The sequence below is a fragment of the Nitrincola alkalisediminis genome (assembly GCF_009821115.1).
In the GTDB taxonomy this organism is placed as follows: Bacteria; Pseudomonadota; Gammaproteobacteria; order Pseudomonadales; family Balneatricaceae; genus Nitrincola; species Nitrincola alkalisediminis.
The window spans coordinates 193,800-213,442 of the sequence record NZ_VYTY01000002.1; the positions used below are offsets into that span (position 1 = coordinate 193,800).

General features: G+C 45.7%; 9 protein-coding genes and 2 tRNA genes. 6 read left to right on the forward strand and 5 right to left on the reverse strand.

The features are described 5' to 3' along the window. Positions 1-18 precede the first annotated feature (18 nt). On the reverse strand, positions 19-1,758 hold the full coding sequence (ycaO, locus tag F5971_RS04090; RefSeq protein WP_036511441.1) for a 30S ribosomal protein S12 methylthiotransferase accessory factor YcaO: 1,740 nt from the start codon (positions 1,756-1,758) through the stop codon (positions 19-21). Between the two features lie 317 nt (positions 1,759-2,075). Between ycaO and F5971_RS04095 the strand changes: the two genes are divergently transcribed. From F5971_RS04095 to F5971_RS18770, 6 genes are all read left to right on the forward strand, one after another. Continuing rightward, positions 2,076-2,151, forward strand: a tRNA-Asn gene (locus F5971_RS04095). Between the two features lie 13 nt (positions 2,152-2,164). After that, a tRNA-Pro gene (locus F5971_RS04100) sits at positions 2,165-2,241 on the forward strand. Positions 2,242-2,658: 417 nt separating this feature from the next. Beyond that, positions 2,659-3,501: an energy transducer TonB gene (locus tag F5971_RS04105; protein WP_193494206.1), complete on the forward strand. Its 843-nt coding sequence runs from the start codon at positions 2,659-2,661 to the stop codon at positions 3,499-3,501. Between the two features lie 336 nt (positions 3,502-3,837). Continuing rightward, positions 3,838-4,689: a helix-turn-helix transcriptional regulator gene (locus F5971_RS04110; protein ID WP_193494208.1), complete on the forward strand. Its 852-nt coding sequence runs from the start codon at positions 3,838-3,840 to the stop codon at positions 4,687-4,689. A 12-nt stretch (positions 4,690-4,701) separates the two neighbouring features. After that, on the forward strand, positions 4,702-5,736 hold the full coding sequence (locus tag F5971_RS04115; RefSeq protein WP_193494210.1) for an IS630 family transposase: 1,035 nt from the start codon (positions 4,702-4,704) through the stop codon (positions 5,734-5,736). Beyond that, the gene (locus tag F5971_RS18770) at positions 5,733-5,942 is read left to right on the forward strand and encodes a helix-turn-helix domain-containing protein (protein ID WP_193494356.1); all 210 of its coding nucleotides are present in this window, start codon (positions 5,733-5,735) and stop codon (positions 5,940-5,942) included. The genes F5971_RS04115 and F5971_RS18770 overlap by 4 nt, the downstream gene beginning before the upstream one ends. Positions 5,943-6,054: 112 nt before the next feature. Here F5971_RS18770 and F5971_RS18775 read toward each other — a convergent pair whose 3' ends face one another. The 4 genes from F5971_RS18775 to F5971_RS04140 form a co-directional block, all read right to left on the reverse strand. Beyond that, the gene (locus tag F5971_RS18775) at positions 6,055-6,186 is read right to left on the reverse strand and encodes a SapC family protein (protein ID WP_193494357.1); all 132 of its coding nucleotides are present in this window, start codon (positions 6,184-6,186) and stop codon (positions 6,055-6,057) included. A 495-nt stretch (positions 6,187-6,681) separates the two neighbouring features. After that, positions 6,682-7,683, reverse strand: a complete 1,002-nt coding sequence (locus F5971_RS04130) for a helix-turn-helix domain-containing protein (protein WP_193494213.1) — start codon at positions 7,681-7,683, stop codon at positions 6,682-6,684. 15 nt (positions 7,684-7,698) lie between these two features. After that, positions 7,699-9,363 (reverse strand): ShlB/FhaC/HecB family hemolysin secretion/activation protein, encoded by a 1,665-nt coding sequence (locus F5971_RS04135; RefSeq protein WP_193494215.1) that lies wholly within the window; start codon positions 9,361-9,363, stop codon positions 7,699-7,701. An 11-nt stretch (positions 9,364-9,374) separates the two neighbouring features. Then, on the reverse strand, positions 9,375-19,154 hold the full coding sequence (locus tag F5971_RS04140) for a two-partner secretion domain-containing protein (RefSeq protein WP_193494217.1): 9,780 nt from the start codon (positions 19,152-19,154) through the stop codon (positions 9,375-9,377). Positions 19,155-19,643: the final 489 nt, after the last annotated feature.

Genomic DNA, 19,643 nt, shown 5'->3' on the forward strand with positions numbered 1-19,643 from the left:
CCAACTTTTATGCGCAGATTAATTGATCCGCTGGCTTTGCTTAACTTGATGTAAGCGTTCGTAGGCTTTTAACAATTGCTGATGGCGACTAAACGTACTGAGACTTTCATCATGAATGCCCATATCATCAAACACCTGCACGCCGTCCATCATAGAACGCACGTGAGACAAGAGCTCTGTACCATAAATACGCTCAATCACAGGCACAAAGTCATCAACCTTACGAGACTCATCAAGCGTTAGTGCCAATAACTGATGCAGGCAACGGTACTTCATCAGCACTTTTTCGGGCAAGCCACCAAAATTCAGCAGCCAATCGGACAATTCCAATGCCAGCTCTTGCTCACCTAAGGCTAAGGCTAAGCGCAACTTAAGCTCACCAACACGTAACCAAGACCAAACGGTATCTGGATTCGGCAAGAGACCGATAAGCTCTGCAACCGGGTGCTGCTCATCAAAGCCGCCCTCATCCAAGGCCTCAAGAAGATCCGCATAGGCTTCGTTATCAAGGTCAGGCAACGCCAATATTGCCGCCCTAAGCGGAGCCGCCGCATTATTATTGCGCCAAATCAACTCATCAACCGGATAGATTTCGGACATCCCAGGAACAATGATTCGGCAGGTGTACACGCCCAAGTGCTCATAATCCGCAATATAGATATCCATATCCACGCGATGAATTTTAAAACAAAGCTCTTCAAATTCGGCTTGTGTATTGCCTTCGATGTTCCATCTCGCGAAAGGGTAATCCGTGGTGGAGGACATTAAATCCCACGCCACGACCCCACTCGAATCAATAAAATGTGTTTCAAGATTATGCGGATCTGCCGCTTCTTCAATATCCAGCGTTGGTTCTGGAAAATCATGCAACTCATCCAACTCACGGCCTTGAAGCAACTCAGTTAGCGTGCGCTCCAGCGCGACCGCAAACTTAGGGTGCGCACCAAAGGATGCAAAACAACCACCATCCACCGGATTGATCAAAACAACGTTCACTAACGGAAACTTTCCGCCTAATGATGCATCCCTGACTTCAACAACAAACCCTTTGCTCCGCAGGGTCCTAAGCGCTGCTTTTACTCTCGGGTGCTTGGCTATTTCCGACTCAGGAATGAGCGGTAAACTAATACCCGACGAGATAATCGTATTTTTGATATGACGTTCAAAAATCTCTGACAAAGCCTGAACACGTGCTTCATAGACACTGTTACCAGCCGCCATGCCGTTACTGACGTACAGGTTACCGAGGATGTTAACGGGGAACCAAACAGTTTCACCCGTTCTTTGCTTCACAAACGGCAAAGCGCAGATCCCGCGATGAGCATTGCCTGAGTTGAGATCGATGAGGGCCCCAGGTGATATTTCATTGTGCAGATCGTAGTGATTACGTGTGGCCTCATCAAGCAACCCTTCTGGCCAAACCGTTGATTTCACCGGAAACCAGCGCTCTTGAGGGTAATGAACAAAGGCTCTTTCAGCAAACTTTGAGCCTAAGTAATAATCGGCCCAAAAGAAGTTGCAACTTAAGCGCTCAAAAAACTCCCCTAGCGCGCTGGCCAAAGCGGCCTCACGCGTTGCGCCCTTACCATTCGTAAACAGCATCGTACACACACGATCACGAATATGAACAGACCAAACATGCGGAACGGGATTCAACCAGCGAACTTCTTCAATATCGAAGCCAAGCGCCTTCAAACCAGCACTCATTCGTTCGATGGTTTCTTCCAGCGGCGCATCTTTTCCTAAAATCTGTGTCATGGGTTACTCCTGCCCTATTCGCTGGATGCATCTTTCAGCGGAGGACTCAACATCTCTTTAATTGTTCAAAGATTATACGTGAATACGATCCCACCTTACACTCCTTGAGACGGACCCAATACGGCTAAATGCATATCATTTGCGGCAACACCTAGATTGACAAAATCAAAAATGCGTATAGAACGGACAACATCGGTTGCTTTTTAATCAATTATTTTCAATAACCTACCCAAAACTAAAAAAAATGATCATTTTTAAAAAATAGTGTTGACGACCTCCGCCTGGATCATTAATATTTGCGGCCTGAGTTGAGCAGTTCCCTGATAGCTCAGTCGGTAGAGCAGTAGACTGTTAATCTATTGGTCGCAGGTTCGAGTCCTGCTCGGGGAGCCAACTCAATGTTTTTCGGAGTGTAGCGCAGTTTGGTAGCGCATCTGGTTTGGGACCAGAGGGTCGGGGGTTCGAATCCCTCCACTCCGACCAAAACATTTCTTAAAAAAATCCTCTCTCTTACCTAATAATAAAATACCCCCCTTGGTTAGAATTCGTTTTTGTTACAACCACAACCTTCCCTATTTTTCAAAAAGCCATGCTTATAGTTAGTCGACCAGTTTTGAAGCTATTTTCTTTCAAACATATTTTAAATCCGTATTCATTTCGTACATCAAACATCTTTTTTAGTGAACGCGACAATATGCCTCACTTCAAGGCGCTCTGTTTTCCCTAAAATTAAAGCATTTCCAATCTCGCGAGAAATGCTTCAAATGAACTATAAATCACTTTTGTTTAAAAAAGCTCTATTCTTAACGGTATCCTTACCACTTCAAAGCATCGCATCTGATCACGTTAGAGTAGATACCTTATTCGTGACAGCAACCGGAAACGCTGCCCCTGTACAAGATGTTCAAGCAAGCGTTCAAGTCATTACACGAGAGGAGCTGGATCGATTCAACTCTGGTCGCGCTCTTACTTCATGCACTACTCGCTTATGCTTGGAATACTCACCGAAAATCAACTCAAGAAACGGCTCTTCAACCAGGCATTGCGGGTGTGACCGTCAGCTTAGCCAGTGCCAGCGATCTATTGGATGCCATGGAAGCCGCCTCTCAACAAACAACTTATGAAGAGACTCCTGATGACGCCTCAGATGAGCCGCATGAACCTCTTGATGAAGTACCTGAAGAAGTTGTCGATGAGACTATCGATGAAGCTGTAGAAGTACCCGTTGAAGCAGAGCCTGAGCCAAGACCTGCACCTAAACCAGTTCCTACAGAACAGCCTCAACCAGAACCTAAAAAAGTCGCACCCACTCCCTCAACAAAGGTTATGGATACGACTGCAGATATTCAAGGTCAAAGTGAGCAAATTACCGATACACCCGCTGAACAGAGTTCAACTGCTGGTGCTAACACTCAAGGTCAAGAACAGATAGTTGATACAGGAGGAGACCCGGCAGCTGAGGTTAACTATTATGCACAACTGAGTCGTTACCTAGCCCAGCACAAACGTTATCCTATGGCAGCCCGAAGACAACGCCGTGAAGGTGTTGCTGAAGTGAAGTTCACCATAAACAGGCAGGGGCAGGTGCTCAATGCACGTATCGTAAGAAGCAGTGGACATGCGATGCTAGACCAAGAAGTGTTAGAGATGCTGACACGCGCTGCGCCCATGCCAAGCTTTCCACCATCGATCAACCAAAATCAATTGGTCATTACACTTCCGGTGAGTTTTGGCTTGCGCTAAGCTAAAACTCACGTTTGACTTCAAAAAAGAAAGGGTTGCCCTATCGCCCCTCCCACTTTAGATATAACGCCTGCAAATTAAGAAAACAAACTGAATAAAGCATCCAGTTTTAGTTGACTAGTGCATCCACCTTTTTCTAATATTCTTCTCCGATCGAACGTAGGATAAGCTAAGTGGAATACTAGGCTAGCAGAATAGACTACTGGCGAATACAAGTGAAAATCATGGACACGAGCCACAATTATCACCGATTCATTAATATAATTAAGAACAGAAACGCTTTGAGCATAAATTTTTATTTAATAATCAAAACTTTATGCATTCAGGTTAGATGTTATGCCAGCAAGAACTAAAGGTCAAAATATCCAGAGCACTCCCTTCCCTAGCCTAGTGTTTGGTAACAGCCAGAGCTCTATCAATTCAGGGTTTTATGGAATGGTTGATCAGTTTTGCCATTTAACACCAGAGTGCGACTACGAAAGTAAACAAAAAAGTGGTTTCATGCACAAGGGAAATGTTTTTTCAATCAATGGCATCACAATTAATCAAAATTATTACAGTCATTTCTTAGCGACTTCCCCTGTTAAGCAACACAATATACTCATTCCTCTGGCTGGACATCATTTTGGCATTTTCAATGACAAAAAAGTTCTGGCCACACAAAACCAGGGATTCTTTATACCCGAGAATAAACAATTCTTTTTTGAAACCGATTTAGAAACTATCGCCGGAAGCCTAATCATAAGCTATGACATTCATCGACTCAACAACACCATTGAGGTCATGACAGGATCAACTCAATGCACCATCAATGAGTCCTCTGTTAAAGAGATACCTTTGGCCTACAAAACCGTCAGCTTTAAAAAACTCATGATGGCGCTGCTTTCTCAAATTGATAGTTTCAATGCAAATAAAGAACTTTTAGCACTGAGTGGTTTTGATGATCAATTTTATCGACTTCTAACACTACTACTCTGCAAAGAGCACTTTTTGAAAGAGGAGGTATGTGATAACTACGATAAAAAAAAATCAACCATTCGTAAATTTGAGCAGTTTATTGACGAGAACATTGAAAAGTCCCTCCACCTATCAGACTTAGAATCACATCTTGGCGTTACTTCAAGAACACTTCAGTACCACTGCATACAACATCTTGGACTTATTAACCCGGTGGCAATTTATATCTGATATAATGCGTGCATGAATATAGACGCACGCAAGCTCAGCCCAGAGCAACAAGAACTTCTCAGGCAGAAGGCGATTCGCCTCCGCAAGAGAGGCAAAACTTTTCGTGAAATCGGCCAACTTCTCGACGTTCACCCCGATACTGTCGGGCGCTGGTACAAGCGCTACGAGACAGGCGGTGCCACCGCTATTGCTGTTCAAAAACGAGGCCCTAAAAACAAGCCACGCCGATTGACTGAACAACAGGAACAGCAGGTCATAGAAGCTGTGCGCGACCAGATGCCAGACCAGTACAAGCTTGGATTCGCTCTGTGGACGCGTCGCGCGATTGCCCAGTTGATCAAGCAGCTCTGGGGCATCGACATACCTGTCCGCACAATGGGGGATTACCTCAAACGCTGGGGTTTCACACCACAGAAACCGCTGAAGAAAGCATGGGAGCAAAACCCCTCCCGTGTCGATGCTTGGCTGAAGGAGGAGTATCCCCAGATCAAAGCGCGTGCAGAAGCGGAGAATGCCCAAATTTTCTGGGGGGATGAGACGGGTATCAAGAACAACACCCAGCATGGCCGGAGCTATGCACCGGTGGGCCAAACTCCGGTTCAGCCACTGCCTGCCAAGCGGGTGTCGCTGAATATGATTTCGGCGATCACCAATCAAGGCACTGTGCGCTTCATGCTGTATGAGTCGACGATGACCGCCAAGGTGTTGAAGAAATTCCTGCGGGCCTTGATTGAGTCGACACCCGGTAAGGTTTTCCTGATCCTGGACAATCTGCGGGTACATCATGCGAAAGTGGTGAAACGCTGGCTCGAACGTAAGGCGGTTAAGCGCTATCTCGAAGTGTTCTTTCTGCCGGCGTATTCGCCAGAGCTGAATCCGGATGAGTATCTGAACTGCGATTTGAAAGGCATGGTCCATAGTGGTCCAGCTCCCCGCACGGTGGATGAGTTGAAGAAGCACACACGCTCTTGCATGCTGACACTTCAACGGCGTCCTGAACGGGTGAAGAAATACTTTAATGCGGAGCATATTCGTTATGCAGCATAGTTGATGTAAATTGCCGCCGGGTTAATAGCCCAAGAGAGTATATTCGTCTTAGAAAGCTCGAACATGCCTATTATTTGATTACCCGATCATCTCAACTGAATATTACAGAACTAGCTCTAAAACTAGGATTTTCTAGCCCCTCTCAGTTTTCCAAGTTCTTTCGAAAGCAATATGGTGTACTACCATCGGAATTGAACAAGAAATAATTGGCGATCAACATTGAAATCGCCATATCCTTAGCTTTAAAATGCAAAATCCGAAAGACTATAAAACCACACTCTATAACTTAGAGCGCTTTGATTTGACTTTATATTTAGCTTATACAAAAAATTGTAGGGAAATAAACTGCAAGTATATTGATGCAAGACACCCTTTTTCTTTAAACGAAATAAATGTATGATTAGATAGCTTATTGAGACGCTCCTCATTAATTGTAAAGCATCCTTGAATATTACGCTAACCGTCTACACCAGAGATATTAATATTGATCGGCATCAGTAAATTTTTACTTGCTATTTCTTTCGAAAATGCATCAGTATAAAACTCCATAGAATGCACTTCTACTAAGAAAAAATTCCCGTCCGCTTCCTATTCTGATCCACAAAGACATTTGTATCTTGCTCGAGTCTCATTAACATCACAGGCACAAAGCCTTTTGCAGAAAACTCTTCAATAAACATGATGGTTTCACTTAAACAGTGCTTTTAGAAACTCAGGTGTCATCAGTCATCAGTCATCAGTCATCAGTCATCAGTCATCAGTCATCAGTCATCAGTCATCAGTCATCAGTCATCAGTTTAATTAAATGAACTTTTGAAGCATAATCAAAGGATTCATTGGGTAACACGCAGTAGCTAGCATGGGTTGAGGTATTCAATGCTTGCAATTTAGTAAACATATCTATTCCCATAAAGATTAGAATTTATTAAAAGTGAACACTATCACTCAATTTTTAATTACTTCGGAAGGAAGGACTCCAAATCGTTCTTTAAAATACCTCGAAAATTGGGATTGCGATGAAAAATGCAATTCTGCTGCCAACTCCGCTAGTTTTATTTGCTTTTTATTTTTTTCAACTAAATCAAAAGCATAGCCCAAGCGTTTATTTCTAATATAGACCCTTGGAGAGCATTTATGAGCTTTCATACAGGCATACTGAAGTGTTCTAGCAGACACCCCTAGATGGATTTCTATCTCTGTTAAGGCCATGGGTAAATGAAGATTTACATCAACATATTGCTCAAATTTTTGCAACAAATGCATACTCGAAGAAGCGGATATTGATAATTTATCGACGCACTCTTTGAGGAATACATCAGGTTGTAATGTAATTGCCAATAGTCGATAGATCTGATCATCAAATCCTGACGTTTTCAGTAATATTGGATCACCTCCAAATGCATCAATTTGTTGAATCAAATTCAAGAACATATAGCGCAGGTTAACGGCTCCATAATTTAAAGTGATGGACTTTAATGCAGATGCTTTCACTGGCTGCTGTGCATCGCCACCCTGCATGGCACGACTGACTAGGTTTAATCGATCTAGGTTGAACGTAAGATGCAAGCTACTGGTCAACTGCTGAGCACTCGTTTCAAAACGTAAACTCATGCTTGCAGGAGATAAGAGTGCCGCATAGTTTGGAATACTGAGCTTTTCATCCTGGCAATATACACTGGAATGCCCTGCTAAAATTAAGGAAAGGCCTGGTTGCTGAAAACCTGCCGAGGCATAAAGATGGCTATTAATAGCGTGGTTAACAACTAAGTCATCAAGAATAAATACGTTCCCTTTATAGAGAAATGCATTTCGAACGTCAGAGTCGAAATCACCCTCGGGCAACACATGGCTGAACTGATCAGCCAGTGCTTGAAAGCTTCTTTCGATGGGTGCCACCCTATCTCCGAAGAGTAAAGGTGGCAGCGAGCTATCTGAATATTTATTCATGACATAACTACTTTATCAAAACACCCATCCAGCTTGAATCAGGAAGCGTGCTCTATCCACAGGCTCACTGATCGGTTTAGACCCTTCTAAGCGATAAGCTAAATGCGCATTAACGACAAAGTTTTCATACTGACCACGCCAACCAAGGCCGACGTCTCCGATCTGACGACTGCCATCCGATATACTGATATTCTTAGCTTGAGATGCATAAGCTACACTACCAAACACAGACCACTGATGACGAAGCATACCGAAACTAGGTAAAGGACGTCTTAATTCTGCTCTGAATAGGGCAGCGTTAGAACCTGAGAGTTCTGCACTTGGGTACGCATAGACACCGCTCAAGCCTGAAACGCTCATCTGCTCACTACTGTCTATATTTTTTCCATTTAAAGCATATTGCCCAATCATGCTAGTAGTTAAACTAAACTGATGAGGTAATAAACTGATACGCGATAAATTTAGATTCAATTTACTGTACTCACCTTGTTCATGGCGAGTTACCACATCATCCCTGCCTCTGATCGCTAAGTCACCCGACGTGATACTGAGTCTCACTGTACTTAATCCATCAAATCCAAAGATGTTTCGCTCATCACGGACATTAATCCCTGCCGTCACGGCTTGTGTACGACGTGTATCTTGTATGTTCCCTAAATCCTTGTGGGAAAAATTTATTATACCTTCAATTGTTTGTGCTCGAATACGACGAATAGGGTAACTAAAACCAAGATCCCATCCTTTTGCAGTACCACCAGCATCTAGCGGTAAATTAATTACGTCATAATCCGTATAAGAGTATTGTAACTCTCCTCTAAGCCCATTAGGCATTAACAGAGCTGAGTAAGCTACTCGTCCGTTCAGAATAGCTTTCTCTTCCGTAACCAAACCACCAACAGTTAATCTATCTCCTCGGCTAGTTGGAGAGTTAATATCATAGTTAAAACCAACTCGTTGTTTTCCAGAGTATTTTGAACCGTAGTTATCAGCCAGTAGATAGCCATTATAACGTTCAGTAGCGTTTGTACCGACAGCAAAGTCGGAGGTGCCTACAGCCTCGCCTGGCATAACATCCGCACGAACTACTTGGACGCCCGGTGTATCATTGATAATAAGCATCGCTCGTTCTAATGTATCTAGCGATACAATGTCATAATCTTTGACATCATCCAACATCGCTTGAACGATAGAGTCTTTCACCAACGACTCATTGGTTAAATGGAACTGACCATAATTACCTTCCACCACACGGATGGTGATAATACCTTCAACCACCTCTTGCTGAGGAATATAAGCTCTAGCCACGAAATAGCCGTTGGCTCGATAATTACGCGTAATTAGCGTTGCTAAACCTTCTAATTGGCTCAGTGTAAGTTCTTGATTAACTTGACCATGAATCAAAGATAAACTGACATCTGAACTCATTTCACGCGAACCAACGATATTAAATCCTTTAACAAACACAGTTGGACCTGAAGGTAACACCTGCATGGGTGGCTCTATTTCAAGCCCTCCTATCGCTGGCAGCGGAGCTTCGGATGGAGTGACCATCGGCGTCATGGGTTGAACCTGTTGCAAGATATCACCGACATCTGGAATCAACTGAGCCTGAACTTGAATACTCAACACCAGTGAGATCGCCAACGCAAGTTTTGTGGCGGTTGTATTTAATTGTTTCATCATCGTTTTCCTTAGTTATCTTTCACCACAAATAATTGCTGCTCAACACCATCAGGCAAGCGAACACCACCATTGACAATATCGACTAATGAGTCACGAGATACCGGAACACGAACATCCGTATCGGCCGTATTGTCATCTTCATCGCTTGATCCTGTTTCATCCACACCAGCAAGTAACTCTCTAGCCTCAGAGAGGGTCACTGATTGTGATGGCTCATTACCGCTAGGAGCAGACAAAAGAATTAAAGGCCCTTCTGTTGAAAAACTTCCGGATACAATTGATGGATTCAAAACACTACTGAAGCCATTGCTTCTCAAAAGACCATTAGCACCTTGCAATGAATAATCACTGCTAGAAAAAAATGGAACTATATTTGAGAAAGTTTGTTGTTGAATATTATTAATAATACCCTCTGGTACCTCAGATCGTGGATCTCTAGGATCCACTGGATCCACTGGATCTACTGGATCTACTGGGTCCACAGGATCAACTGGATCGACCGGATCAACTGGGTCCACCGGATCAACTGGATCAACTGGATCAACTGGATCAACTGGATCAACTGGATCAACTGGATCGACCGGATCAACTGGGTCCACCGGATCAACCGGATCAACCGGATCAACTGGGTCCACCGGATCAACTGGATCGACTGGATCGACTGGATCCACTGGATCCACTGGATCGACTGGATCGACTGGATCAACTGGATCAACTGGATCAACTGGATCGACTGGATCTACTGGATCTACTGGATCTACTGGATCTACTGGATCTACTGGATCAACTGGATCGACTGGATCTACTGGATCTACTGGATCTACTGGATCAACTGGATCAACTGGATCAACTGGGTCCACCGGATCTACTGGATCTACTGGATCTACTGGATCTACTGGATCTACTGGATCTACTGGATCAACTGGATCAACTGGATCAACTGGATCGACTGGATCTACTGGATCTACTGGATCTACTGGATCAACTGGGTCCACCGGATCTACTGGATCTACTGGATCTACTGGATCAACTGGATCAACTGGATCAACTGGATCAACTGGATCTACTGGATCTACTGGATCTACTGGATCTACTGGATCAACTGGATCAACTGGATCGACTGGATCTACTGGATCCACTGGATCAACTGGATCAACTGGATCAACTGGATCAACTGGATCGACTGGATCCACTGGATCAACTGGATCAACTGGATCAACTGGATCAACTGGATCAACTGGGTCCACAGGATCAACTGGATCAACTGGATCGACTGGATCAACTGGATCAACTGGATCTACTGGATCAACTGGATCAACTGGATCTACTGGATCTACTGGATCTACTGGATCGACCGGATCAACTGGGTCCACCGGATCAACCGGATCAACCGGATCAACTGGATCGACTGGATCGACTGGATCGACTGGATCGACTGGATCGACTGGATCTACTGGATCTACTGGATCTACTGGATCTACTGGATCTACTGGATCTACTGGATCTACTGGGTCCACCGGATCGACTGGATCAACTGGATCAACTGGATCAACTGGATCTACTGGATCGACTGGATCTACTGGATCGACTGGATCAACCGGATCAACCGGATCAACTGGATCGACTGGATCGACTGGATCTACTGGATCTACTGGGTCCACAGGATCTACTGGATCTACTGGATCTACTGGATCTACTGGATCTACTGGATCTACTGGATCTACTGGATCGACCGGATCAACTGGGTCCACCGGATCAACCGGATCAACTGGGTCCACAGGATCGACTGGATCAACTGGATCGACTGGATCAACTGGGTCCACAGGATCTACTGGATCTACTGGATCTACTGGATCTACTGGATCGACCGGATCAACTGGGTCCACCGGATCAACCGGATCAACTGGGTCCACCGGATCGACTGGATCTACTGGATCGACTGGATCAACTGGGTCCACAGGATCAACTGGATCTACTGGATCTACTGGATCGACTGGATCAACTGGATCTACTGGATCTACTGGATCAACTGGATCAACTGGATCAACTGGATCAACTGGATCTACTGGATCAACTGGATCAACTGGATCAACTGGATCAACTGGATCAACTGGATCAACCGGATCGACTGGATCGACTGGATCAACTGGATCAACTGGGTCCACAGGATCTACTGGATCTACTGGATCTACTGGATCTACTGGATCTACTGGATCTACTGGATCTACTGGATCTATTGGATCAACTGGATCAACTGGATCTACTGGATCAACCGGATCAACCGGATCAACCGGATCAACCGGATCAACTGGATCTACTGGATCTACTGGATCTACTGGATCGACTGGATCGACTGGATCGACTGGATCGACTGGATCGACTGGATCAACTGGATCGACCGGATCAACTGGATCAACTGGATCTACTGGATCAACTGGATCTACTGGATCAACCGGATCAACTGGATCAACTGGATCAACTGGGTCCACAGGATCTACTGGATCTACTGGATCGACTGGATCTACTGGATCGACTGGATCGACTGGATCGACTGGATCTACTGGATCGACCGGATCAACTGGGTCAACTGGATCTACTGGATCTACTGGATCTACTGGATCGACCGGATCAACCGGATCAACTGGGTCCACAGGATCAACCGGATCAACCGGATCAACCGGATCAACTGGGTCAACTGGGTCTACCGGATCAACTGGATCAACTGGATCAACTGGATCAACTGGGTCCACAGGATCTACTGGATCTACTGGATCTACTGGATCTACTGGATCTACTGGATCTACTGGATCTACTGGATCGACCGGATCAACTGGATCAACTGGATCAACTGGATCGACTGGATCAACTGGATCGACTGGATCGACTGGATCGACTGGATCTACTGGATCGACCGGATCAACTGGGTCCACAGGATCAACTGGATCGACTGGATCGACTGGATCAACCGGATCAACCGGATCAACTGGATCTACTGGATCTACTGGATCGACTGGATCAACTGGATCGACTGGATCGACTGGATCAACCGGATCAACCGGATCAACTGGGTCTACCGGATCAACTGGATCAACTGGGTCCACAGGATCGACTGGATCGACTGGATCAACTGGATCGACCGGATCAACCGGATCTACCGGATCAACTGGATCTACTGGATCTACTGGATCTACTGGATCTACTGGATCGACTGGATCTACTGGATCTACTGGATCTACTGGATCTACTGGGTCCACCGGATCGACTGGATCAACTGGATCAACTGGATCAACTGGATCAACTGGATCTACTGGATCTACTGGATCTACTGGATCGACCGGATCAACTGGGTCCACCGGATCAACCGGATCAACTGGGTCCACAGGATCAACCGGATCAACTGGGTCCACCGGATCAACCGGATCAACTGGATCGACTGGATCAACTGGATCGACTGGATCGACTGGATCGACTGGATCGACTGGATCTACTGGATCGACTGGATCGACTGGATCGACTGGATCGACTGGATCGACTGGATCTACTGGATCTACTGGGTCCACCGGATCAACCGGATCAACTGGGTCCACAGGATCAACCGGATCAACCGGATCAACTGGGTCCACAGGATCAACTGGATCGACTGGATCGACTGGATCGACTGGATCAACTGGATCAACTGGGTCCACAGGATCAACCGGATCAACTGGGTCCACAGGATCAACCGGATCAACCGGATCAACTGGATCTACTGGATCGACTGGATCGACTGGATCTACTGGATCGACTGGATCGACTGGATCTACTGGATCGACCGGATCCACCGGATCAACCGGATCAACTGGATCTACTGGATCGACTGGATCGACCGGATCCACCGGATCAACCGGATCAACTGGATCAACTGGATCTACTGGATCTACTGGATCTACTGGATCGACCGGATCAACCGGATCAACTGGGTCCACCGGATCCACCGGATCAACCGGATCCACCGGATCAACCGGATCAACCGGATCAACTGGATCGACCGGATCCACCGGATCAACTGGATCAACTGGATCAACTGGATCAACTGGATCAACTGGATCAACTGGATCCACTGGATCTACTGGATCGACTGGATCGACTGGATCGACTGGATCGACCGGATCAACCGGATCAACTGGGTCCACCGGATCAACCGGATCAACTGGATCTACTGGATCTACTGGATCTACTGGATCGACTGGATCGACTGGATCGACTGGATCGACCGGATCAACCGGATCAACTGGGTCCACCGGATCAACCGGATCAACCGGATCAACCGGATCAACCGGATCAACTGGATCAACTGGGTCCACAGGATCAACCGGATCAACCGGATCAACCGGATCAACCGGATCAACCGGATCAACCGGATCAACCGGATCAACCGGATCAACCGGATCAACCGGATCAACCGGATCAACCGGATCAACCGGATCAACCGGATCAACTGGGTCTACTGGGTCTACTGGGTCTACCGGATCAACTGGATCCACCGGGTCAACTGGATCAACTGGGTCTACTGGGTCTACTGGGTCTGCAGATAGAATTGTTGCTGTAGTTGTTGGTGTATCTTCATCAAAGATTAATTCATAGTTGTCAAGATTTGCATCACCAGAAAGAGTTGATTCACTCAAAGTTACATTTTGTTCACCCTCTTCTGCACTCTCAAAGTTAGCTATAGGGCTCAATACAACATTTTCACCCTCAACAACACGACTCAAATTAAGGTTATCTTCGACAATTTCTGCATTACTTGTACCGTCAGCAATTCGATCCGCTACAGTAAAGTCACCAGTGATAATCAATTTTCTACGTATAATGTCTGCTGTCGTCGTCGGTGCATTGCTCAGACTAACCGTATAGTTACTGGCCAGACCGCCTTCACCATTCTCCAGGCCCACATTACTCAGGGTTACCGTGATACCTTCACCGGCATTTGCATTGGCAAACGCCGCCAGAATATCGCCCAGCGTCAGATTCTCACCATCAACCAGACCACTTAATATCAAGTTATTTTGCAGGATGCTTGCATCTGTGGTGCCATCGTACTCTCGGTTCTCTGCCGTAAAACTGCCATCCAGAGTCAACGTCCGCTGAGCGATGTCTGCTGTCGTCGTCGGTGCATTGCTCAGACTAACCGTATAGTTACTGGCCAGACCGCCTTCACCATTCTCCAGGCCCACATTACTCAGGGTTACCGTGATACCTTCGCCGGCATTTGCATTGGCAAACGCCGCCAGAATATCGCCCAGCGTCAGATTCTCACCATCAACCAGACCACTTAATATCAGGTTATTTTGCAGGATGCTTGCATCTGTGGTGCCATCGTACTCTCGGTTCTCTGCCGTAAAACTGCCATCTAAGGTAAGTTCTCGTTGATTAATGGTGCCAATATCACCACTGAGTGAACCACCAAGTTCTAAACCATAGAGACGAGTTTGTGCGTCATTTGTCGTCCAGATGGCATTATCAGCCGTTACGCCACCCTCAAAAATGGCGTTTACTGTTTTATCCTCACCAGCATTAGCATCAGTAAATTCATAGCCAGTAATTGTGGTACCAAGGGCAACCGCACCTCCAATCCAATCAAAATCAACATTAATGCCGTTACTGTTAGTAACTGTTTGATTTCCGTCATAAGTTTTTTCGGTTGAGCCTGTCAGGGTTGCAGTTACACCTGAGGGGCTGGCGTATAAAAAGCCATTTCCTGTGCCCAGTACAGCGGGAGAATCATCATAACTTGCATTAAACTGAATGAAGTTTGGGATTAACTCGCCAAGGGTATCATCAGCGAGGCGTTGCGACCAAACTCGCCAGCTACGGTCAGCTTGGACACTAAATGGATTTACACCGGCAGCATTAGTAAAGGTATTATCAGCAACTAACGTAATATTGCCATTGGCGGCAGTAATATTGCCACTTAGAGTCAGATTACCAGCACTTGCAGCCGGATCGACTCCTGGTTTAGTAGCGCGGATCAATACATTGCCGGTCAGAGCTGTAATCCCTGAAATGCTAGTGGCAATAACGCTGTTGAGATTAATTGTGCCATTAGCGGATAGTGACGAAAACTGAGCGATTTCGTTGGCATTGGCAAGAGTGAGGGTGCCATGGTGATGGCCAGTGACTTTAGCTGCCTTAATGACTGAACCGTCTGTTTGCGTAACCGCTCCTGTTCCTGCATGAACGAACGTTAAGCCACCATTAATGACATCGATATTGCCCAACTGTGCATTCGCTGCGGCATGAATACCTATAGCATCATCAGCAGTGTTAGATGAGACGATTGAACCAGCCATGGTAATCTCTCGATGTGGTCCACCGCGATCAACTCCGTTAATTTCTAGTTTTCCAGCGCCCACATTGATTTCAGAGTCAGAGGTTTGTGTTAAGCCACCTCTTAAAAAAGCCCCCTCAGAGTTGATATCAAAATCTTGCAAATCAAGGGTACCGAATGTATTCAACTCCAGAAAACCATCCACAAATATGTCATCTTCAACCCTCCATGACATTTCGTTAAAAATTCGAGCATCACCCGGCTTATCATTGTCACCATTGGTAGACAAGCCCGACAAAGTATTAAAGCGGTTTCTACCATTTATTAGTGTGACATCACGTGCGTTTAAAATTTTTAGGTCTTCAGCAATGATGAATCCACCTTGGGTAACATCACGCGCGCCGTCGATAAAGAGTTGCCCAATATCATTTGTATTTTCAGCTAAGGTGAACTTGATATCACCCTGCCCAGCTCGAAGTGTTAAATTTGTTTTCTGCTGAGTGTCCGCGTCAACACTTCCTAGCAAAAACCTGCCTTGAAAAGTTATATCCCCTGCACCTAAACCGGTACTAAAGACAACATCCTGATTCAGCTTGGTACCTGTTACAGCACCACTGATTAAAATATCGGAGTTTTCCGTAGTGATATCACCACCAATATCGACTGCTAGATCGGCAACTAGCGTGACATCACCCTCTGAAGTTATATGAGCATCATTTTCGGTCTTAATACTGGCTGCTAGGATATCAACCCCTCCCCCAAGAGCATCAACCTCTTTGAAGAGAGTCGTACTGATTCGACCAGCCAACTGTTGTAAGCCCACTGCTTTGACCGTTTCTTCGACACGCACAACATCTGCAGCCTGAATGGTGACCTGCCCCAGTCGCTCAGTCTCACCTAGCTTACCTTTCAAAGTAATATTGCCAGTACCTGCATTCAGGGTTAGGGCGTGAAGCCCATTTCCATCTGAGTCTATGGTGGATTCCGCAACAATATCACCCGATGTGCCACCGGTATCTATTAAACGATCACCGGTTAAAACCGTTTGATTTTGCAGAGTGATCAAGCCGCCCAGACCCGCCGGGCTTGATCCTGAACCACTACCACCTAAGGCTCGCAGATCACCGTCTAAGAAAACTGTTCCATTCTCTGCACCCAAGGTAATGGTGCCCGCATTACCGCCGTTACGGCTTTGATCGGTGGACGTAGAGGCGCCACCAGAAGTGGTGATGTCGACTACTCTCACATTGCCGTCTGCTGATGTCACGCTGACAGATGCAGCATTACTGGCCACATCTAACTCATGTGCTGCGCCGGTAGTTACGATCTCAGCTTGCAAATTTACGCCACCAGCACCGGCAATAATGACTGAACCAGAGGCTTGCCCTGTATTTTCATTCGCAGTGGTGGTAATGCTTCCATCTGCAGTACTTGTCACCTCATTGTGCGCAGTTAGCCTAACGTTACCGCCTTTGGTTACAATTTCTTCTTCAAGAATAACTGAACCGGCTGTTGACTCGATCTTGATCAAACCCGATTGACCTGCGCCGGTGGTGCCAATTGCTTCAACAATTTTGATATCACCTGCGCCCGTAATCTCTATTTTTCCATCAGTGTTGGTAGTCCCCAGATTAAGGTTGCCCGTCGCACCAGTTACACTAATATTGCCAGTGCCATTGGCATTAAACCTCGTGGTGCCTGTAATATTGGTGTTGCCCTGCAAGCTGATATTTGCGTTGTTAGCTGTTGTGCTAAAGGTTGCATCGCCGCCGATAGACAAGGTGCTACCATTTAAACCAGTAATAATACCTGACGAAGTAAAAGAAGCATTTCCTGTGATATTGGTGTTGCCAATTTTTATTGGGTCGAAATTATTCAAAACCAAAGAAACGGCATCAATATTAACCGCACCTGCAAGCCGATTACCGTTTTGGTTCAAATTAACTGCATCAGTGGCATTCAGGGTTGTTGTACCACCTACACGGTAAACTGAGCCTTCACCCTGAGTAATGTCTCCACCTGCATCAATTCTTAAATCGCCGGCAATCAGTCGGACTTGGATATTGTCATCGAGGTGGACATTTCGATCGGCATTCATAATCAAGTCACCGTCAAACGAGTTGATGGCAGCATTGATATTAATATCTTGGTTAGCATTCAGTGTTAACGAATTCTCTGAAAACCAATTCAACGCGGCATTAACATTAATGTCCCCTGCTCCAGCACCATCGGAGGCTGTGGTGATGGTAACGTTGGTAGTCTCAAGTGCAGCATTGATGGTGCTTGCATGAATGTTACTACTGACAGGATCTCCCGCATTCGAGTTGCTGCCATCAGGGAGTTGTGTAGGTTCATTCGCGCCCGAGATAATGTAAATGTCTGTTGGGTCAATCAACCATTGACCTGTTTGACCACTATCGGCTTTAGTCGAAACTTCTAATCCTTCCCTAATCTGCACATTCGCCGCCGAAGTCTCAATAAACCCTCCATTTGCACCCTCCGATGCGCTGGCGTCTAAGGTTCCAGCCACTTCAATACGATCATTTTCCATTCCACCCAACAAGAAGATACGTCCTTCCCTTTCTTCGATGGTTCTTGCGCGGACTTCTCCCGTGTTGTTAACCACCGTGGCCATGACTTCATCAAGCCCTTTTGCAGTCATGATCACGAGACCACCATCAGCAATCACAGCATGATGGTTGGCAACCAAAGCGTCTAAAGTGCCTTTTTCGACGGTCACACCAATCAATGAGTCGCCATTAAAGTTAAGGCTAATCCGATCACCGGCAGCCATAACGGCTGCTCCCATGCGCGCTGTGATGATGCCTTCGTTGATGACTTGTTGACCCAGCAAAGCAACATAGCCTTCATCGGCGGTTTGGATAGTCCCAAGATTGATCACACTGCCCTGGCTACCGTTCTCATGGAAGGTGTAGTGTCCATCCAAGAAATCTTGATTGGTGATATCTAAGGTTGAGGCGACTAGTGCACCGACATTTACCTGTGCATCTTTTCCAATCAATATGCCATTGGAGTTAAGAAGAAACACCTGACCATTGGCATTAAGTACACCATGAATTAATGATGTTTCGTTACCTACCACACGGTTTAAGGTTGAAGCACTGGCATTCATATGATGGAAGTTAACCGTGGCATCTTTACCTATGGAGAAGGTTTGCCAGTTGATAATCCCTTTCTGACTTGTTTGGTTAATATCCATTACATTTTGTTGTAAACTAATTGTTATTTGACCTGCTTGGATATCAGCACCGACAGGTAAGACCCCTGGATCCAATGCATGTGCCGTTCCTGCAAAGCCAAGCGCCAAGGCACCAACCGCTCCGATTACACCACTTTTAGATTTTCCTTTAGCAGTGCAGATCTCTGCCACGGCAATAAACATCTGTTTGGAGTGTGACCAAACCAGTCTAAAAACATGGTTTAAGGAAGGTTTTTGCGGTTTTCTGTGTCTGTGCTGCATAGTGGGCTCCAACAATAGCCTAAAGCATGAAGCCAAGCTTCTGCGAATCAAAACTGATTTAAACGCAAAGGCATGGATTTTTTTGCAAATATAGGCGCTTACCAGTGGCAGGGATACACGGAAAACGAAAAGGTGTTACACGAAAAACGAAAAGTTCATTTTTTACTCTACACATGAAAGAAATATCTTATTGAACTTCTACAATTCCCAGTATTACTTAATCTAATAATTGATTAATCTTTTCATAACAAGCAACTGGAAAGCGATTTCAAACAGGGATAGGACATAAAATCACTTTACTAATAGAGTCAAATTTTTAGATATAGAGGAAGTGAAAAAACCTCTAGAACCGAACAATATCTTGTAGTGGTTGTTTGAAAGCAGCATCAAAACGAGTCATAGTTTCTAAATGCTATTCGATGCATTCTGACCATCACTCGCTTTTGTGCCCAAAGGCGAGCTTAGAAACTTCGATACGACAGGCTATTG